Origin of the sequence: Pseudomonas lalucatii (assembly GCF_018398425.1) — a bacterium.
In the GTDB taxonomy this organism is placed as follows: Bacteria; Pseudomonadota; Gammaproteobacteria; order Pseudomonadales; family Pseudomonadaceae; genus Aquipseudomonas; species Aquipseudomonas lalucatii.
The window spans coordinates 496,484-514,261 of the sequence record NZ_JADPMV010000001.1 but is presented as its reverse complement, the minus strand read 5'-3'; the positions used below and the strand labels follow the sequence as shown (position 1 = coordinate 514,261).

17 protein-coding genes are annotated in these 17,778 nt (G+C 66.6%); 3 read left to right on the top strand and 14 right to left on the bottom strand.

Features of this window, described 5'->3' with window-relative positions:
- Positions 1–32: 32 nt before the first annotated feature.
- Together I0D00_RS02300 and recR are read left to right on the top strand one after the other, a co-directional pair.
- The gene (locus I0D00_RS02300; RefSeq protein WP_208706694.1) at positions 33–359 is read left to right on the top strand and encodes a YbaB/EbfC family nucleoid-associated protein; all 327 of its coding nucleotides are present in this window, start codon (positions 33–35) and stop codon (positions 357–359) included.
- Between the two features lie 166 nt (positions 360–525).
- On the top strand, positions 526–1,125 hold the full coding sequence (recR, locus tag I0D00_RS02295; RefSeq protein WP_213638145.1) for a recombination mediator RecR: 600 nt from the start codon (positions 526–528) through the stop codon (positions 1,123–1,125).
- Positions 1,126–1,256: 131 nt separating this feature from the next.
- Here recR and I0D00_RS02290 read toward each other — a convergent pair whose 3' ends face one another.
- From I0D00_RS02290 to I0D00_RS02275, 4 genes are all read right to left on the bottom strand, one after another.
- Positions 1,257–4,010: an EAL domain-containing protein gene (locus I0D00_RS02290; protein ID WP_213638144.1), complete on the bottom strand. Its 2,754-nt coding sequence runs from the start codon at positions 4,008–4,010 to the stop codon at positions 1,257–1,259.
- A 99-nt stretch (positions 4,011–4,109) separates the two neighbouring features.
- Entirely contained in the window at positions 4,110–4,640 is a 531-nt protein-coding gene (locus tag I0D00_RS02285; RefSeq protein ID WP_213638143.1) for a response regulator, read from the bottom strand.
- The gene (nosR, locus tag I0D00_RS02280; RefSeq protein WP_213638142.1) at positions 4,637–5,989 is read right to left on the bottom strand and encodes a response regulator c-di-GMP phosphodiesterase, NosR family; all 1,353 of its coding nucleotides are present in this window, start codon (positions 5,987–5,989) and stop codon (positions 4,637–4,639) included. Before nosR ends, I0D00_RS02285 begins: the two co-directional genes overlap by 4 nt.
- Entirely contained in the window at positions 5,986–7,272 is a 1,287-nt protein-coding gene (locus I0D00_RS02275) for an ATP-binding protein (RefSeq protein ID WP_213638141.1), read from the bottom strand. The genes nosR and I0D00_RS02275 overlap by 4 nt, the downstream gene beginning before the upstream one ends.
- A 158-nt stretch (positions 7,273–7,430) precedes the next feature.
- Between I0D00_RS02275 and I0D00_RS02270 the strand changes: the two genes are divergently transcribed.
- A complete protein-coding gene (locus I0D00_RS02270) occupies positions 7,431–8,129 on the top strand; it encodes a DUF6901 family protein (RefSeq protein WP_213638140.1) in 699 nt (232 codons plus the stop codon).
- A 39-nt stretch (positions 8,130–8,168) separates the two neighbouring features.
- Here the strand turns inward: I0D00_RS02270 and I0D00_RS02265 are convergent, their stop codons facing one another.
- From I0D00_RS02265 to I0D00_RS02220, 10 genes are all read right to left on the bottom strand, one after another.
- Positions 8,169–8,717 carry an adenine phosphoribosyltransferase gene (locus I0D00_RS02265; RefSeq protein ID WP_213638139.1) on the bottom strand — a complete coding sequence of 183 codons (549 nt, stop codon included), beginning with the start codon at positions 8,715–8,717 and terminating at the stop codon, positions 8,169–8,171.
- Between the two features lie 61 nt (positions 8,718–8,778).
- Positions 8,779–9,513 (bottom strand): fumarate/nitrate reduction transcriptional regulator Fnr, encoded by a 735-nt coding sequence (gene fnr / locus I0D00_RS02260; protein ID WP_213638138.1) that lies wholly within the window; start codon positions 9,511–9,513, stop codon positions 8,779–8,781.
- A 192-nt stretch (positions 9,514–9,705) separates the two neighbouring features.
- Entirely contained in the window at positions 9,706–11,091 is a 1,386-nt protein-coding gene (hemN, locus tag I0D00_RS02255) for an oxygen-independent coproporphyrinogen III oxidase (protein ID WP_213638137.1), read from the bottom strand.
- A gap of 93 nt (positions 11,092–11,184) precedes the next feature.
- Positions 11,185–11,868 carry a sulfite exporter TauE/SafE family protein gene (locus tag I0D00_RS02250; RefSeq protein ID WP_213638136.1) on the bottom strand — a complete coding sequence of 228 codons (684 nt, stop codon included), beginning with the start codon at positions 11,866–11,868 and terminating at the stop codon, positions 11,185–11,187.
- A complete protein-coding gene (ccoS, locus tag I0D00_RS02245) occupies positions 11,861–12,067 on the bottom strand; it encodes a cbb3-type cytochrome oxidase assembly protein CcoS (RefSeq protein WP_213638135.1) in 207 nt (68 codons plus the stop codon). The genes I0D00_RS02250 and ccoS overlap by 8 nt, the downstream gene beginning before the upstream one ends.
- A 12-nt stretch (positions 12,068–12,079) precedes the next feature.
- Complete coding sequence (locus tag I0D00_RS02240; protein WP_213638134.1) at positions 12,080–14,488, bottom strand: heavy metal translocating P-type ATPase; 2,409 nt, start codon at positions 14,486–14,488, stop codon at positions 12,080–12,082.
- A gap of 23 nt (positions 14,489–14,511) precedes the next feature.
- On the bottom strand, positions 14,512–15,018 hold the full coding sequence (locus I0D00_RS02235) for a FixH family protein (protein WP_213638133.1): 507 nt from the start codon (positions 15,016–15,018) through the stop codon (positions 14,512–14,514).
- A gap of 17 nt (positions 15,019–15,035) precedes the next feature.
- The gene (gene ccoG / locus I0D00_RS02230) at positions 15,036–16,448 is read right to left on the bottom strand and encodes a cytochrome c oxidase accessory protein CcoG (RefSeq protein WP_213638132.1); all 1,413 of its coding nucleotides are present in this window, start codon (positions 16,446–16,448) and stop codon (positions 15,036–15,038) included.
- Between the two features lie 138 nt (positions 16,449–16,586).
- Positions 16,587–17,576: a cytochrome-c oxidase, cbb3-type subunit III gene (gene ccoP, locus I0D00_RS02225; protein ID WP_213638131.1), complete on the bottom strand. Its 990-nt coding sequence runs from the start codon at positions 17,574–17,576 to the stop codon at positions 16,587–16,589.
- Positions 17,573–17,773, bottom strand: a complete 201-nt coding sequence (locus I0D00_RS02220) for a cbb3-type cytochrome oxidase subunit 3 (protein WP_213638130.1) — start codon at positions 17,771–17,773, stop codon at positions 17,573–17,575. Before I0D00_RS02220 ends, ccoP begins: the two co-directional genes overlap by 4 nt.
- Positions 17,774–17,778 lie beyond the last annotated feature (5 nt).

The following is a 17,778-nucleotide window of genomic DNA, read 5'->3' as shown; positions in this document are numbered from 1 at the left end:
TGAATGACCCCTGATTACCGAGGACTAGCACCATGATGAAAGGTGGCATGGCCGGCCTGATGAAGCAGGCCCAGCAGATGCAAGAAAAGATGCAGAAGATGCAGGAAGAGCTGGCGAATGCCGAAGTGACCGGTCAGTCCGGCGCGGGCCTGGTGAGCGTGGTGATGACCGGTCGGCACGACGTCAAGCGCGTCAGCCTGGACGACAGCCTGATGCAGGAAGACAAGGAGATTCTCGAAGACCTGATCGCCGCCGCGGTGAACGATGCGGTGCGCAAGGTCGAGCAGAACAGCCAGGACAAGATGGCCGGCATGACCGCCGGCATGCAGCTGCCACCCGGCTTCAAGATGCCCTTCTGACCGGAACGTCCAGCACGCGGGGCGGCGTCGCATGCAGGCGCGGGAGGCTCGCTGGTCGCCGGTACGCCTGCCTGTGGCCCGTTCTGCGTACCGTCTGCCCGCGTGGCAGCAGTAGTGGTCCAACAGTCGAGGCGTGGCTAACACGCCTGTTGCTTGCGAGTAACCTATGAGCTTCAGCCCCTTGATCCGTCACCTGATCGACTCCCTGCGCGTCCTGCCGGGCGTCGGGCAGAAGACCGCCCAGCGCATGGCGCTGCACCTGCTGGAGCGTGATCGCAGTGGCGCCTTGCGCCTGGCCCAGGCCTTGACCCAGGCCATGGAAGGAGTTGGCTATTGCAAGCAGTGTCGCACCCTGAGCGAGGACGAACTGTGCCAGAGCTGCCTCGATCCACGTCGCGACGACAGCCTGCTGTGCGTGGTGGAGGGGCCGATGGACGTCTATGCGGTGGAGCAGACCGGCTATCGCGGCCGCTATTTCGTGCTCAAGGGCCATCTGTCGCCGCTCGATGGCTTGGGCCCGGAAGCCATCGGCATTCCCGAGTTGCTGGTGCGGGTCGGCGAGGGGCACTTCAGCGAGGTGATACTCGCCACCAACCCGACGGTAGAAGGCGAGGCCACCGCGCACTACATCGCTCAGCTGTTGGCGGGCAAGGGCCTGGTCGCCTCGCGTATCGCCCATGGCATGCCGCTCGGCGGCGAGCTCGAGCTGGTCGACGGCGGCACCTTGGCCCATTCGATCGCCGGTCGGCGACCTATCCAGCTGTAGGGCGTCTGTCGCGCGGCCCGGATGTGCGAGTGGGCGCTCCCGGGCGGCAGCTCGGGGTTCGGCGATAGCCATGAAGGGCGATATCCTGGCCAAGCAGGCTCGGCCTGGCACAGTCGCCAAGGTCGGGCGCCTCAGGACGGCTGGTGGTCCGGCGCTGCCGCGCCTTGATCCTTGTCCTGCGCCAGGCTGTAGTGCTGGAACGCCTGGGCCACGGTGGTGCGCAGTTGGGCGTCGTCCCAGGGCTTGGTGAGGAACTTGTAGATGGCGCCCTGATTGATCGCGTCGGTGACGGACTTCAGGTCGGTATAACCCGAGAGCACGATGCGGATGGTGGCGGGGTAGAGATCCTTGACCCGGCTGAGGAACTCGGTGCCATTCATTTCCGGCATGCGCTGGTCCGAGAGGATCACTTGCACCTCGTGCTTGGCCAGCAGGGCGAAGGCCTCCTGGGCATGGCTGGCGGAGAGAATCCTATAGCCGTCGCGGCGCAGCACGCGGGTCAAGGCACGCAGGATGTTTTCCTCGTCGTCGAGCAGCAGCAGGGTCTGGGCGTTGCGTTCGCCGCTGGGGTCGGGCTGCTGCAGTTGCCGGCTGTCGCGCTGGGCGCGAAGAAACTCCTGCAGCAGCGACAGCGGCATGGGCTTGGCGAAGTAGTAGCCCTGGAATTCGTCGCAGCGGTTCTTCTTCAGAAAGGCGTACTGGGGCTCGGTTTCCACGCCCTCGGCGACCACCTTGAGTTTGAGGTGGTGGGCCATGGAGATGATGCCCAGGGAGATCGCCGCGTCGGTGCTGTCGCTGATCACTTCCTGGACGAAGGAGCGGTCGATCTTGAGCTTGTCGATCGGCAGGCGCTTCAGGTAGCTCAGGCTGGAGAAGCCGCTGCCGAAATCGTCGATGGCGATATGCACGCCCAGGTCCTTCAGCTCCTGTAGGACGAAGATCGCCCGTTCGGCGTTATCCAGCAGCACGGCCTCGGTGAGCTCCAGTTCCAGCAGCTCTGCTGGCAGTCCGCTCTCTTCCAGTACCCTGAGCACGCTCTCGACGAAGTTGGCCCTCTGGAACTGCACCGGCGAGACGTTGACGGCCAGGGTAGTGCCGGTCCAGCCCTGGTCGAGGAGCGCGCGCGCCTGGCGGCAGGCCGTGCGCAGGACCCACTCGCTGAGCGGGATGATCTGTCCGGTATTCTCGGCCACCGGGACGAACTGGGCCGGCGAGATGAAGCCGCGGTCGGCGTGCTGCCAGCGCAGCAGTGCCTCGTAACCCACGACCCGGCCACTGCGGCCCTCGATCTGTGGTTGGTAGTAGAGCTGGAAGGCTTCGGCCTCGATGGCCTTCTGCAGCTCGCTGCGCAACGTGGTGCGCTCGCTGACCCGCTGGTCGAGGTCCTGGGTGTAGCACTGGTAGTTGTTGCGTCCCTGCTGTTTGGCCTTGTACATGGCCAGGTCGGCCTGCTGGATGAGTACGCTGGGCTGATCGATGGAGCCGTCGTTGAGGGCGATGCCGATGCTGCCGGTGATGTGCATCTCGATGCCGGCCACCCTGTAGGGCTGGGCGATGCTGGCCATGATGCGGTCCGCCACCAGCAAGGCATCCTCTTCGCGGGCCAGGTCTGGCAGAACGATGACGAACTCGTCGCCGCCCAGGCGCGCCACTGTGTCGCCGGGACGCACCTGCTGATTCATGCGCCGGGCGAGCTCCACCAGGATCTGGTCGCCGACGCTGTGGCCCATGTTGTCGTTGATCGGTTTGAAGCCGTCCAGGTCGATGAACAGCACCGCCAGGCTGCGTCGGTAGCGCCGGCTGATCTGGCAGCCCTGGTTCAGGCGATCTTCCAGCAGGGAACGATTGGGCAGGCCGGTGAGCACGTCGTGGCTGGCGTTGTAGGCCAATTGGCTTTCGAAGCGCTTCTGTTCGGATATGTCGTTCTGGATGCCGAGGTAGTGACCGATGCGGCCCTGCTCGTCGGGTACGGGGACGATGTACAGGGCGTTCCAGAAGGGGCTGCCGTCCTTGCGGAAGTTGCGCAGCACTACGTGGATCTCGCGTTGTTCCTGCAGCCCCTGGCGTATCTCGGCGGCTGCGGCCTGGTCGCGCTCGGCGCCCTGGAGGAAGCGGCAATTGCGTCCCATGACCTCCGCGGCGCTGTAGCCGGTGATGCGCTCGAACGCCGGGTTGACGTAGAGGGTCGGCAGATCCTGGGCATGGGCATCGCAGATCAGCACGCCCTGGTAGCTGCTCTCGAGGCAGCGGCGCAGTAGGCGTAGCTGTTTGTCCGACGCGAGGCGAGCGCTGATGTCCCGGAGCAGGAGCAGGCGCATGTCCTGGCCATCCCACTCGGTCCGCGAACACTGCACCTCTAGGTTGAGCGTCTCACCGTTGGCCAACGGCAAGGCGCACTCGTGCAATCGGCCAGGTTCCAGGGCCAGCCCCAGGGGCTGGCGCAGCAGTTCGTCGAGGGGGGCGGCGAGCAGGGTTTCCGCGGCCGGGTTGGCGTAGCGCACGGTGTCGTGCCTATCGACCAGCAGGATGGCGTCGCGGCTGTCGCTCAGCAATTGCTGACAATCCCGATTCTTGCGCTGTGCCGCTCGGTCAGACTGAGCCCCCGGGGTTACGTCCCTGAGCGCGGCGAGAGCGGCCGGGAGCCCCTCGAGGTCTAGGGCGCTGACCGTCACCTCTGCCAAGATCTCATCGCCGCTCTTCAGGCGATGGGGCCAGATACGGGGCTCAAGGGGCGAGTCCCGAGTCTCGGCAGCCTGGTCGAGGCTGCCGGCCCATTCCAGGCGCCGGTGCACCAGCTTCTCCTCGCCGAGCAGCCGGCGAATGTGCTGGTAGTCATCCTCACTCTCAGCGATCAACAGCAGAAGCAGAGGGCGTGCATTGTTCATGGGGTAGGACGCTCCTTCGTCTTGGGCGGCACCGGTCGGCGAGACGTCACAGTCGTGCGCAAGGGGGCCTGGACGGCGGCGGGCAGGCGCTGGGCCTGGTCATGCGTCGCTGTCTTCGATGAGGATGGAGCCGTCGGCGTCGCGTAACACGCGGGTCAGGCCGGGGTTCTCCGTTTCCAACCGCAGCAGCTCCTGCTGCTGACGGTCCAGGGCGCTCTGTTGCGCGCGCAGTTGCGTCAGCAGGCGTTGATTCTCGCTGCGCAGCAGGTGGAGATCGATGGCGCTGCGCAGGGCCGCTTCCACCTCGTAGTCTTCCCAGGGCTTGGAAATGAAGCGGTAGATCTCCGCCTCGTTGATGGCCTGGATCATCGACTGGCGGTCGCCATGGCCGGTGAGCATCAGGCGCACCGCCTCGGGCTGGCGCTGCTTGGCGAACTTCAGGTAGGTGATGCCGTCCAGGTGGGGCATGCGGTAGTCGGACAGGATCACCGCGTATTCATGCTCGGTGAGCGCGTCCAGCGCCTGGTATACATCGTCGAAGGCATGTACCTGCCAGTCCTGTGGGTGGAGCAGGCGCTGCAAGGACTTGAGGATCTGGGGCTCGTCGTCCACCAGTTGGATCTTGATCATCGGATCGTCTCCTGAAGGGGCGCGCCAGTGGGGTCCGGGGATCGCACGAACAGGGTGTATTGCGCGCCTTCGCTTTCCTCGAAGGTGATCAACTTGTTGATCAGCGCCTGGGTCAGCTGTTTGCCCTCGTTGAGCAGCAATGTGCCGTTGTCGGCTCTGAGGTCGCGCGCCAGCCGCATGTCTGGCATCAGGCGACGGGTGTCGAGCACCAGGATGCTGGGGTCGGCCAGGGTCAGGTCGGGGGCCAGGGTGGTGCAGAGTTCGATGAAGCTTTCGCACAGTTGCGGGTCGTAGAGCTTGCCGCTGTACTTCTGCACCAGCAGCAGGGCCTCGTCGCGATTCAGCTTGCGCTCGAGCACCAGCCCGCATTGCAACTCGATGAAGTCGACCGCCAGCTTGAGTAGGCGTGCGCCCAGGGGGATGGCCTCGCCCTTGAGCCGGTCGGGAAAGCCGCCACCGTCCCAGCGCTCCTGATGATGGCGGATCAGGCGGGCGGCATCCTGCAGCGGCTCTAGGCTCATCAGCAGGCTTTCGCCGAGCACCGGGTATTGCCGATAGCGCTCGCGCTCGTGCTTGTAGAGCAGGTCGGCCGGGCTGTTGAGCAGGCTGTCGCTCCAGGTCAGCTTGCCGACGTTGTACAGCGCGGCCGCCATCGCCAGGTCGCGGCTGGAAGCCTCGCCCAGGCCATGCTGTTCGGCGTAGGCGCGCACCAGTGCGATGACCGCGCCGTTGCTTTGCTTATCCCGTGGAATGCGCAGGTTGACCAGGCTGGAAAACACCTCGGTCGCCGTCACGTAGCTGCGCTTGAGCTCTTCATAGGCCATGTCGAGCATGTCGGCGGTTTGCTGCAGCTCAGCCGTGCGGCTGCGCACCCGTTGTTCCAGGGTGGTGTTGAGCTCCTGCAGGTGCTGGTTCTGCTCGTGGGTGAGGCGCTCCAGGCGCTGGCGTTCCCGTTCGGAGTGCTGGAAGGCCAGGGCCTGGCGAATGATCAGGCGCAGCTCGTCATCGTCCCAGGGCTTGCTGATGTAGCGGAAAATCTGGCCCTGGTTGATCGCCTTGATGGTGGTACCGATGTCGGCATGTCCGGTGAGCAGGATACGCATGCACTCCGGCCAGCGCTGCTGGACCTCGCTAAGCAGGCTGGCGCCATCCATGCCCGGCATGCGCGCGTCGGAGATCACCAGGTCAACCCGATGCGCCTCTAGCAGCTGCAGGGCCTGTCCGGCGCCGTCGGCCATGAGAATTTCGTAGGGTTCCTGGCGCAGCAGGCGACGCAAGCTCTTGAGGATGTTCTCCTCGTCATCGACCAGAAGGAGGGTGGCGTCGTGCGCCAGGAGCGGGGCGTTCATAGCGGCGGGCTGCCTGCACTGTCTGGAGTGGGTTGTTGGACAGGAAGCCAGATGCGAAAGCGCGTACCCTGGCCGAGCTCGCTGCTGACCTCTATACGGCCGTGGTGTTTCTGCACGATGCTGTAGGACAGGGCCAGGCCCAGCCCCGTGCCCTTGCCGACTGGCTTGGTGGTGAAGAAGGGTTCGTAGATGCGGTTGAGCAGGTGGGGCTCGATGCCCTTGCCGGTGTCCTCGACCTCCAGCCAGACCCAGTCGCCTTCCTGATTGCTGCGCAGGGTGATGCGGCCGAACTGCTCCATGGCATGGGCCGCGTTGACCAACAGGTTCATCAGCACCTGATTGATCTGCGAGGGGATGCACTCCACCTCCGGCAACTGGCCGTATTCCTTGACGATCTCGGCCTTGTACTTCAGCTCGTTGTTGACCACGTTGAGGGTGCTGTCCAGGCCCTGGTGCAGGTCGGCGCAGCGAAAGGCCTCTTCCTCCATGTGGGAGAAATCCTTGAGCGCGGAGATGATCTTCTTGACCCGGTCGATGCCGTCCTCGGATTCGCCGATCAAGGCCTCTACATCGTTGCGGATATAGTCATATTCCATGCTGCGCTTGAGGCGGTGCAATTCGTCGAGGTTGGCGGCGCCGTCCACCGCATCGACTATGTGCAGCAGATCCTGAACATAGCCGGCCAGGGTCTTGAGGTTGGAGAACACGTAACCGATCGGATTGTTGATCTCATGGGCCACGCCGGCGGCGAGCTGGCCGATGGCCGCGAGCTTCTCCGATTGCAGGAGTTGGCTGTTGGCTTTTTCCAGTTTCTTGAGCAGCTGTTCCCGTTCGGCCTGTTTGCCACTCAACGTCTCGAGCACGGCGTCCAGCTGTTCGTCGCGGCGCGCCAAATCCGTGCTGTCGTACAGCAACAGGCCGAAGCACTGTCGACCCTCCGGGTCGTGAAAGGGGAGCAGCAGGGTGTTCTGCAGCATCAGGGCGCCTGGCGTGCTCGCCGGCTTGTAAGGCAGATGGATCAGGTAGGGGTTGTCGCGCCACTGGCTATAGACGTGCTGGCCATGATCGCGGACCTGCACCAGCATGCGATGCAGGTGGCGCGTGTCGGCTTCCGGGAAGATCTGGGTGAATGGCAGGTGGCGGGCCTGCTCCAGGACCTTGCCGCTGCACTGGCTGATGAAGCTGTTCCAGTACTGGATGCGTAAGCTGGAGTCGAGGATGATCACCCCGATGTCGATTTGCTCGACCAGTCCGCTGGTCAAGCCGCTCTGCCTGTCGTCCATCGCCAGCTCCTTTGTTGCGACAGAGAGTGAGGGGGCGGTTAAGTGCGTCCTATGGCCAACTCCGAATGTCAGGCGACATGAGAATGACGCCTGGACAATGGCTACGCCGGCAAGCTGCTACCCTAAATTCTCACCCCGCTCGACGATCAGGTTAGACCATGGATCTAGAGGCCGCGGATGACTCGGTCATCCTCTACAGGTTTCACTTCGCCGATGGCCGCAGTTGGGATCACCGGATCGCACTGCAACCTGGCACGACCGAGCAGGGCACGGCACTGCCCGACTGGACGCGGCTGGAATTCCATCAGTGCCGGCATTGCCCATTGCGGCCGGAGCAGTCGCCGCGTTGCCCCTTCGCGCAGGCGCTGGTGGCGCCGGTGGAGCTGCTGGCGCAGTCGCCATCCTACGAAAGGGTGGAGGTCGAGGTGCACTGGCGCGGGCGTGAGACTCGGCAACACACCACCTTGCAGCGTGCCTTGGGCTCGCTGCTCGGCGCCCTGGGCGCTACTTCTGGGTGTCCGCACACGCGGATGCTGAAGGCCATGGCCTGGTTCCACCAGCCGTTCAGCGGCACCGAGGAAACCCTTTTCCGGGTCTTCGGCTCCTACCTGCTGGGCCAGTACCTGCGTCAGCAGCGGGGCCTGTCGGCGGACTGGTCCATGAGCGGGTTGCGCGAGGTCTACCGTAACCTGCGCCAGGTCAATCTGGGCATGAGCGGGCGGCTGCGCGCCGCGGTCGTCGAGGACTCCGGGCCCAACGGCATGGTCCTGCTCGACCTGCTGGCGGCCGATACGCTGTATTCCCTGGAGCAGTACGAGGGCGAGCTGGATCGCTTCTTCCAGGCCTATTTCGAATAGGCGCAGGCGCGCCCGGCGGGCCGAGCCGATACCGCTTCCTCAGCGCTCGTTCAGGGCGAAGGCGGTCAGGGTAAAGGTCGGGATGCCGATATCCTGCAGCTTCTGCGAGCCGCCCAGATCCGGCAGGTCGATGATCGCCGCGGCCTCGTGGATGCGCGCGCCCATGCGCCGCACCAGTTGCGCGGCGGCCAGCAGGGTGCCGCCGGTGGCGATCAGGTCATCGAAGATCAGGATGCTGTCGCCGTCGCACAGGCTGTCGGCGTGCACCTCGAGGAAGGCCTCGCCGTACTCGGTCGTGTAGGCTTCGCTGAGCACTTCGGCCGGCAGCTTGCCCTGCTTGCGAAAGAGGATGAGCGGCTTGTTCAGCTCGTAGGCGATGATCGAGCCGATAAGGAAGCCGCGGGCGTCCATGGCGCCGATATGGCTGAATTCGGCCTCGACATAGCGCTGGATGAAGCTGTCGGCGACCATGCGCAGCGCCCGTGGCGACTGGAACAGGGGCGTGATGTCACGGAAGGTCACCCCGGGCTTGGGGAAGTCGGCTACCGGGCGGACCAGGGTCTTGATGCTGAACTCGTCGAAGATCATCGCGGGACTCCTACGGCTTACGAAGGGTAGTGGCCGGCCCGGCTAGGCAGCCGTACAGGGCTCAGCCGTCGAGCTTGCCGCCGGCCAGGGCGCAGAGTTCGATGGGGTCGAGAATATGCACCTCCTTGCCCTCGGCCTCGATCAGCTTGCTGTGCTGGAAGCGGGTGAATACCCGCGACACGGTTTCCACGGCCAGTCCCAGGTAGTTGCCGATCTCGTTGCGCGACATGGCCAGGCGGAACTGCTGGGCGGAGAAGCCGCGGGCGCGAAAGCGCGCCGAGAGGTTGACCAGAAAGGTGGCGATGCGCTCGTCGGCGGTTTTCTTCGACAGTAGTAGCAGCATCTGCTGGTCCTCGCGAATCTCCCGGCTCATCACGCGCATCAGCTGGCGTCGCAGCTGCGGCAGCTGCACGGACAGCTCGTCGAGACGCTCGAAGGGAATCTCGCAGACCGAGGTGGTTTCCAGGGCCTGGGCCGAGACCGGATAGCTCTCGGTGTCCATGCCGGACAGGCCGACCAGTTCGCTGGGCAGGTAGAACCCCGTGACCTGTTCTTCGCCGGCGTCGCTCAGGCTGAAGGTCTTCAGGGCTCCGGAGCGTACGGCGAACACCGAGCCGAAGGCATCGCCCTGGCGGAACAGGAATTCGCCTTTCTTCAGCGGCCGGCCGCGCTTGACGATCTCATCGAGGGCGTCCATGTCCTCGAGATTCAACGAGAGCGGCAGGCACAGCGGCGCTAGGCTGCAGTCCTTGCAGTGGGCTTGATGAGGTGCACGCAGGTTGGCGCATTGCGACATCGGGGTTGTCCCTGGCTAATCACACACTAGCAGCAAGGTTACAGCAGGCAGAGGTGCCCAGCCAGCCAATCCGGGCAAAGTTGCGGCGCGGTGCATCCCGGCCAGTGGCCGGCGGAGCGCCTGGCATGGAAGGCCGAGGGCGCGGCGAAATGCGCATGGGCGCCGATGCTGCCCGGTGGCAGGCGAAGCCGCCTAGATGATCCGGGAATAGCGCTGCGGACGCTGCTGGGGCGTCAGGTAGCGGTCGAACAGCATGCACAGCGCGCGGATCAGCAGGCGTCCGCCCGGGCGCACGCGGATCGCCTCGGGGCTCAGGACGATCAGGCCGTCGCGATGCATTCCCTGCAGCTGCGTCCAGGCCTCGGCGAAGTAGGTGTGAAAGTCGATGGCGAAGGCCCGCTCGATCGGCGCGAACGCCAGTTCGAAGTGGCAGATCAGCTGCTGGATCACCGCGCGGCGCAGGCGGTCGTCGACGTCGCACTGCAGGCCGCGCTGGGTCGCCAGCTGGCCGCTGGCCAGGCTGCTCTGGTAGTTGCCCAGGTCGCTGCCGTTCTGGCAGTAGAGATCGCCGATCTGGCTGATGGCCGAGACGCCCAGGCCGATCAGGTCGCAATGGCCGTGGGTGGTGTAGCCCTGGAAGTTGCGCTGCAGGCTGCCGTCCTCCTGAGCCATGGCCAATTCGTCGTCGGGCAGGGCGAAGTGGTCCATGCCGATATAGCGGTAGCCGGCGGCGCTTAGCTGCTCGATGCTGCCCTGCAGCATGGCCAGCTTGTGGGTCGGCGAGGGCAGGTCCTCGGCGCTGATCCGGCGTTGCGGCATGAAGCGCTCGGGCAGGTGGGCATAGTTGAACAGCGACAGGCGGTCCGGTTGCAGGGCGATCACTTCCTCGACGGTCTGGGCGAAGTGCGCCGGGGTCTGCAGCGGCAGGCCGTAGATCAGGTCGATGTTCAGCGAACGGAACTGCAGGGTGCGGGCGGCTTCGACTATGGCGCGGGTCTCCTCCAGGCTCTGCAGGCGGTTGATCGCGCGTTGCACCGTCGGGTCGAGATCCTGTACGCCGAGGCTGACGCGGTTGAAGCCGAGCTCGCGGAGCAGGCCCATGGTCGACCAGTCGGCCTCGCGCGGGTCGATTTCGATGCTGTAGTCACCGGAGTCGTCGTCCAGCAGCTGGAAGTGGCTGCGCAGCCGGGCCATCAGCTGGCGCAGTTCGTCGTGGCTGAGGAAGGTCGGGGTGCCACCGCCCAGGTGCAGCTGCTCGACCCGCTGGCGCGGGTCCAGGTGGCGGCCGATGATGCCTATCTCGTGCTCCAGCGCCTGCAGGTAGGGCTGGGCGCGGCCGCGATCCTTGGTGATCACCTTGTTGCAGGCGCAGTAGTAGCAGATGTGCGCGCAGAACGGCACATGTACATAGAGCGAAAGCGGGCGCAGGCCCTTGCGGCTGTCGCGCAGGGCGTGCAGCAGGTCGAAGGGGCCGATGTCGCCATGGAACTGCACGGCGGTGGGGTAGGAGGTGTAGCGCGGGCCGGCCTGGTCGTAGCGGTGGATCAGGTCGGCGTCCCACTGGATGGCATCGAGCATGGGCGAGGTTCCCGGAATAGCGAGCGATGCCGGGAGTCTAGGGGCGCGGGCCGGCGGGCATCTTGACCTGCATCAAGCGCGCCGGGTGTCGGCTCAGTGGCCCATCAGCCAGTGCTGGTGCGGGCCGGGCAGGGTCCAGAGGCCGAACAGGATCACCAGCAGGCCGCCGGCGGTGCGCACCCCCCGTCTGCGCAGCAGGGCGGTGAGGCGTTCTGCGGCCATGCCGGTGGCGAGCAGTACCGGCAGGGTGCCCAGGCCGAAGCCCAGCATCAGCACGGCGCTGTCCAGGGCGTCGCCCTGGCTGGCCGCCCACAGCAGGGTGCTGTAGACCAGGCCGCAGGGCAGCCAGCCCCAGAGCGCGCCGAGCAGCAGGGCCTTGGCCGGGCTGTCGACCGGCATGAAGCGCCGGGTCAGCGGCTGGATACGTCGCCACAGGCCGCCGCCGAGGGCCTCGATGCGGGTCAGGCCGCTCCACCAACCGGCCAGGTACAGGCCCATGGCGATTAGCAGCAGCGCGGCCAGCACGCGCAGGGCCAGGGCCGCGGGGCTGCTGGCCAGGGCCCAGCCGGCCAGGCCGAGGAGCAGGCCGGCGGTGGCATAGCTGAGGATGCGCCCGAGGTTGTAGCCGAGCAGCAGGCGCAGGCGCCGGGCCCGGCGTTCGGCGGGAATGGCCAGGGTCAGGGCGCCCATCAGGCCGCCGCACATGCCCAGGCAGTGGCCGCCGCCGAGCAGGCCGAGGATCAGCGCGGAGAGCAGCTGCGGCGCCAGTTCAGTCACCTTTCGGGCCCTGCTCGCTCGGCTTGTCCACTTCGTCGAGCGCGGCCTTGTGCTGCGGGTCCTCGTCGTCGAACAGGATGCTGTGGGCCGGGCCGTCGAGGTCGTCGTACTGGCCGCTGTCGACCGCCCAGAAGAACAGCCAGATGGCGAAGGCCACCAGCATCAGGGCCACGGGAATCAGGATATAGAGCGCGGACATCGGGTCTCCGGCCTAGGGTGCTGGGCTGCGCGTCAGGCGCAACGCGTTGAGCACCACCAGCAGCGAACTGAGCGACATGCCCAGCGCGGCCCAGATCGGGGTGATCCAGCCCAGGGCGGCGAAGGGCAACACCAGGCCATTGTACAGGCTGGCCCAGGCCAGGTTCTCGACGATGATGCGGCGGGTGCGCCGGGCCAGGCCGAAGGCCTGCACCAGGCTGGACAGGCGGTTGGACAGCAGCACCGCATCGGCGCTGGTCTTGGCCAGGTCGGTGGCGCTGCCCATGGCCACGCTGATGTCGGCGGCGGCCAGCACCGGCACGTCGTTGACCCCGTCGCCGAGCATCAGCACGCGGTGGCCCTGCTCGTGCAGGCGCTGCAGTTCCGCCAGCTTGGCGTCCGGCGTCAGGCCGCCACGGGCCTGCTCGATGCCCAGCTGGCGGGCCACCTCGGCGACCATCGGCGAGCTGTCGCCGGACAGCAGCAGCACCTGCCAGCCCTGGGCGCGGCAGGCGGCGAGCAGCGCGGGGGCGTCGTCGCGCAGGCGGTCGTTGAGGACGAACCAGGCCAGCGGGCCGTGCTCGTCGCCGAGCAGCAGCCACTGGCCCTGCTCGCCGGAAATAGTGGGCGCCGGCTGCTCGCTCAGTTCGCTGACGAAGGCGGCCTGGCCGATGCGCAGCAGGCGGCCGCCGACCCGGCCCTGCAGGCCGCGCCCCGGCGTGCTCTCGACGTGCTCGGCGGCCTGGGCGGCGCGGCCGAAGGCACGGGCGATGGGGTGCTCGGAGCGGTTCTCCAGGGCCGCGGCCAACGCCAGGCAGGCGTCGGCGTCCAGGCTGCCGAGGGGGTGGATGGCGCCGAGCGTCAGGCGGCCCTCGGTGAGGGTGCCGGTCTTGTCGAAGATCACCGTGTCGATCTGCTGCAAGCCCTCGAGCACATGGCCGCGGGTCAGCAGCAGGCCGAGCTTGTGCAGGCTGCCGGTGGCGGCGGTCAGCGCCGTGGGGGTGGCCAGGGCCAGGGCGCAGGGGCAGGTGGCCACCAGCAGGGCCAGCACCACCCAGAAGGCCCGCGCCGGATCGATCTGCCACCAGGCCAGGCCGACCGCGGCGGCGCTGACCAGAACGATCAGCAGGAACCACTGCGCCACCCGATCGGCCACCTCGGCCAGGCGCGGCTTGGCGCTCTGCGCCCGTTCCAGCAGGCGGACGATGGCCGACAGCCGGGTCGCGTCGCCGAGGGCCTCGACCCGCACTGTCAGCGGACCTTCGACGTTGAGGGTGCCGGCGGTGACCTCGTCGCCTTCGCCGCGGGGCCGCGGCAGGTACTCGCCGGTCAGCAGCGACTCGTCGACGCTGGAGCGGCCGCTGAGGATGCGCCCGTCGGCCGGCAGCTGGGCCCCGGGCGGCACCAGGACCCGCTCGCCGACTCGCAGCTCGCTGAGCAGGATGCGCTGGCCGTGGCCCTGGTCGTCCAGGCGCAGGCAGGAGGCCGGCAGCAGGTTGACCAGCTGCGCGGTGGCCGCCGCGGTGCGCTCGCGGGCGCGGCGCTCCAGGTAGCGGCCGGCCAGGAGGAACAGGGCGAACATGCCCACCGCGTCGAAATACAGCTCGCCCTGGCCGGTCACCGTCGACCAGATGCCGGCGACATAGGCGCCGCCGATCGCCAGGGACACCGAGACGTCCATGCTCAGGTGACGGGTGCGCAGGTCGCGCAGGGCGCCGCGGAAGAACTGGCCGCAGCAGTAGAAGACGATGGGCGTGGTGAGGAACAGGCTGGTCCAGCGCAGGATCTGGTCCAGCTCGGCGGACAGGTCGATGTTGAATTCCGGCCAGGTAGCCATGGTCGCCATCATCACCTGGATCCACAGCAGGCCGGCGACCCCCAGCTCGCGCATGGCGCGGCGGTTTTCCCGGGTCAGCTGGGCGCTGGCGCTGTCGGCCTGCCAGGGATGCCCGGCATAGCCGATGCGGCGCAGTTCGGCGAGCAGTTGGCTGAGCGGCAGCTGACTGTCGGCCCAGCGCACCTGCAGGCGCTGGTTGGACAGGTTGAGCTGGGCCTCGGCGACACCGGGCAGGGCGCGCAGGTGCTTCTCGATCAGCCAGCCACAGGCGGCGCAGCTGATGCCCTCGATCAGCAGGCAGGTCTCGCTGAGCTCGCCCTGGTGGGCGACGAAGCTCGCCTGCACTTCGGCGCGATCGTACAGCGCCAGTTCGTCGGGCAGCACCTGGGGCAGGGCCTGGGGGTTGGCGGCGGTGTCGCTGCGGTGCTTGTAGTAGTGCTCCAGGCCGCCGGCGACTATGGCCTCGGCCACGGCCTGGCAGCCGGGGCAGCACAGCTCGCGCGGCTCGCCGAGAATCAGGGCCTGGAAGCGGCTGCCGGCAGGCACCGGCAGGCCGCAATGGAAACAGGGAAGGGGTTGAGCCATCGGGGGCGATCTTCGACCTGTCGCTAGCGCGCGGCGCCGAGGTGGACGGCCTTGCCGGGTTCCAGGGTCCGTTCCTCGAACAGGCGCCAGTCTTGGCCACCTTCCTGGCCGATCAGCTCGACGAAGCGCCGGCCCTGCACGGCATCCTGCATCTGGCCGCGGTACAGGCCCTGGCCCTGGGGCTGCAGGATGATGCGCCGGTCGCGCTCGGGCTGGGTCGGCGAGATCAGGTTGAGTACCAGCTGCGCCGGGCCGCTGTACCCCTGCAGGCGCAGCTCGGCGATGCCGGTTTCTTCATCCAGCTCGAGGCGGGCGCTCAGCTGCAGGCGCTCGGCGAATTTCTCGCGCTCCAGCGACTGGTTGATGCCCTTGCCGACGTCGTAGTAGTCGTCGGAAATCAGTCCCGGCGGGTTCTTGCTGGCGATGGTCAGCAGGGTCACGCCCTGGACTACCGAATAACCCAGCAGGCCGAGGATGAACCAGGGCCAGAACTGCTTGTACCAGGGTTTGACCGGGGATTGTTCGCTCATGGATTGGGGCTCATGGGTCAGCGGACGGCCGGGCCGATGAAGCGGCTGTCGGCGTCGTTGGTGATGCGCGCATCGTCGATGGACTGGACGCGGAAGCGGATTTCGTTGGCGCTGGACGGCAGCTTCTCGGGCTCGATCGACAGCTCTACCGGCAGGCTCAGGACCTCGCCGGCCAGCGCCTTGACCTCGCGCTTGCCTTCGTAGACCAGGCCGTCGAGACCGTCGGCTTCGATCAGGTAGGTCACGTCGCGCTGGGACTTGTTCATGATCTTCAGGGTGTAGACGTTCTCGATACGGCCGGCCTCGTTCTCGCGGTACAGCACGCGGTCCTTGATCACGTCCAGTTCCACCAGGGGGCGGTTGGCGATGGCCCAGACGAACAGGCCGATCATCGCCAGCAGGGCCAGGGCGTAGCCGATCAGACGCGGCCGGGCCAGGTGGGTCTGCTGCCCCGACAGGTTGTGCTCGGTGGTGTAGCTGATCAGCCCTTTCGGGTAGTTCATCTTGTCCATGATGCTGTCGCAGGCGTCGATGCAGGCGGCGCAGCCGATGCATTCGATCTGCAGGCCGTCGCGGATGTCGATGCCGGTCGGGCAGACCTGCACGCACATCTTGCAGTCGATGCAGTCGCCGAGGCCCTCGGCCTTGTAGTCGGCGTCCTTCTTGCGCGGCCCGCGGTGCTCGCCGCGGCGCGGGTCGTAGGAGACGATCAGGGTATCCTGGTCGAACATCACGCTCTGGAAGCGGGCGTAGGGGCACATGTAGATGCACACCTGCTCGCGCAACCAGCCGGCGTTGCCGTAGGTGGCGAGGGTGAAGAAGCCGACCCAGAACACCGCCCAGCCGCTGGCCTCAAGGGTCAGCAGTTCGGGAATCAGCTCGCGGATCGGCGCGAAGTAGCCGACGAAGGTCAGCGCCGTGGCCAGGGATACCGCGACCCAGATGCCGTGCTTGGCCGCCTTGCGCAGGAGCTTGCGGCCGGTCATCGGCGCCTTGTCCAGCTTTATGCGCTGGTTGCGGTCGCCCTCGGTGACCTTCTCCGCCCACATGAACACCCAGGTGAACACGCTCTGCGGGCAGGTGTAGCCGCACCAGACGCGGCCGGCGAACACGGTGATGAAGAACAGGCCGAAGGCGGCGATGATCAGCAGGGCCGAGAGCAGGACGAAGTCCTGGGGCCAGTAGGTGGCGCCGAAGATATGGAACTTGCGCGCCGGCAGGTCCCACCAGACGGCCTGGCGACCATCCCAGCTGAGCCACACGGTGCCGAAATAGAGGATGAACAGCAGGGCGCCACCGAGCATGCGCAGGTTGCGGAACAGGCCGGTGAAGGCGCGGGTGTAGATCTTTTCGCGATTGGCGTAGAGGTCGACGGACTCGACCTTGGACGGGGCAGGGGTGACGTCTTTTACCGGAATCTGCGAACTCATCGGGGACTACCACAGCGGTTGACTGGCTGCCCCGGGGCGACGTGCACCGGCCCAGGGCATTTCACTAATACGCTATGGTACCCCCGACCGCGCCCGACTTGGGTGCGACCGGGGGTCGCGATGCAGCAGGAGCGAGCCTTACTGCTCTGCGCCTTGCTGCGACAGGCTGTACACATAGGCGGCCAGCAGGTGCACCTTGTCGTTGCCGAGGAAGGCCTCCTGGGCCGGCATCTGGCCGTTGCGGCCGTAACGCAGGGTCTGCTGCACCTGGGCAAAGCTGGAGCCGTAGAGCCAGGTCTTGTCGGTCAGGTTCGGCGCGCCCATGGCGTGCTGGCCCTTGCCTTCGGCGCCGTGGCACACGGCGCAGCTGCTGGCGAAGATTTCCTTGCCGGCGAGCGGGTCGGCATCGATGCCCTCGGGGGACTTCAGGCCGGACAGGCTGCGCACGTAGGCGGTAACGTGCTTGATGCCTTCCTCGCCGAGGCTGTCCTTCCAGGCCGGCATGGCCGCCTGACGACCGGCCATGATGGTGGTCTTGATGGTTTCCGGCTCGCCGCCGTACAGCCAGTCGCCGTCGGTCAGGTTGGGGAAGCCGTAGGCGCCCTTGGCGTCGGAGCCGTGGCACACCGAGCAGTTCGAGGCGAACAGGCGACCGCCCATCTTCAGGGCCTGCTCGTCCTGGGCGACCTGCTCGATCGGCATGGCCGCGTACTTGGCGAAGATCGGCCCGTACTGGGCGTCGGCCTTGGCCATTTCCTTCTCCCACTGGTGCACGCCGGTCCAGCCCGCGTTGCGCTGTTCGCCGTCGGCGATCTGCACGTTGGCGGCGAAGGGGGTCTTGGCCTCGTTATCCAGGTAGTCGTAGCCCGGCAGCAGGCCCTTCCAGTTGCCCAGGCCCGGGTAGAGGGCCAGGTAGCCGAGGGCGAAGACGATGGTGGCGACGAACAGCATGAACCACCACTTGGGCAGCGGGTTGTCGAACTCCTCGACGCCGTCGAACACATGGCCGACGGTTTCCTCGGTGCTCTCCTGGCGCTGGCCCTTGCGGGTGCCGAAGATCAGCCAGGTCAGGGCGAAGATGGTGCCCAGTGAAAGTACTGTTACGTACCAACTCCAGAACGTGGTCATTGGTTATTGCTCCTGGAAGATTGCTCGTCACGCTCGTCGGCTTTGGGGTCATCGGCAAAGGGCAGGTTGGCGGCTTCGTCGAAGCTCGACTTGCGTTTGCTGCTGTAGGCCCAGAGGACCACGGCGATGAAGGCGATGAACACCACCGCCGTGCCTATGCCGCGAATAGTCCCGACGTCCGTGAGAAAAGAAGGCATCGTGG

Bases quoted from the DNA above. Each gene is read 5' to 3' on its own strand.
- I0D00_RS02265 (WP_213638139.1), bottom strand. From the start codon at position 8,717: ATGATCTTCGACGAGTTCAGCATCAAGACCCTGGTCCGCCCGGTAGCC.
- fnr (WP_213638138.1), bottom strand. From the start codon at position 9,513: ATGTCGCAATGCGCCAACCTGCGTGCACCTCATCAAGCCCACTGCAAG.
- recR (WP_213638145.1), top strand. From the start codon at position 526: ATGAGCTTCAGCCCCTTGATCCGTCACCTGATCGACTCCCTGCGCGTC.
- ccoS (WP_213638135.1), bottom strand. From the start codon at position 12,067: ATGTCCGCGCTCTATATCCTGATTCCCGTGGCCCTGATGCTGGTGGCC.
- I0D00_RS02270 (WP_213638140.1), top strand. From the start codon at position 7,431: ATGGATCTAGAGGCCGCGGATGACTCGGTCATCCTCTACAGGTTTCAC.
- I0D00_RS02285 (WP_213638143.1), bottom strand. From the start codon at position 4,640: ATGATCAAGATCCAACTGGTGGACGACGAGCCCCAGATCCTCAAGTCC.
- hemN (WP_213638137.1), bottom strand. From the start codon at position 11,091: ATGCTCGATGCCATCCAGTGGGACGCCGACCTGATCCACCGCTACGAC.
- I0D00_RS02300 (WP_208706694.1), top strand. From the start codon at position 33: ATGATGAAAGGTGGCATGGCCGGCCTGATGAAGCAGGCCCAGCAGATG.
- I0D00_RS02220 (WP_213638130.1), bottom strand. From the start codon at position 17,773: ATGCCTTCTTTTCTCACGGACGTCGGGACTATTCGCGGCATAGGCACG.
- I0D00_RS02290 (WP_213638144.1), bottom strand. From the start codon at position 4,010: ATGAACAATGCACGCCCTCTGCTTCTGCTGTTGATCGCTGAGAGTGAG.
- nosR (WP_213638142.1), bottom strand. From the start codon at position 5,989: ATGAACGCCCCGCTCCTGGCGCACGACGCCACCCTCCTTCTGGTCGAT.
- I0D00_RS02240 (WP_213638134.1), bottom strand. From the start codon at position 14,488: ATGGCTCAACCCCTTCCCTGTTTCCATTGCGGCCTGCCGGTGCCTGCC.
- ccoG (WP_213638132.1), bottom strand. From the start codon at position 16,448: ATGAGTTCGCAGATTCCGGTAAAAGACGTCACCCCTGCCCCGTCCAAG.
- ccoP (WP_213638131.1), bottom strand. From the start codon at position 17,576: ATGACCACGTTCTGGAGTTGGTACGTAACAGTACTTTCACTGGGCACC.
- I0D00_RS02235 (WP_213638133.1), bottom strand. From the start codon at position 15,018: ATGAGCGAACAATCCCCGGTCAAACCCTGGTACAAGCAGTTCTGGCCC.
- I0D00_RS02275 (WP_213638141.1), bottom strand. From the start codon at position 7,272: ATGGACGACAGGCAGAGCGGCTTGACCAGCGGACTGGTCGAGCAAATC.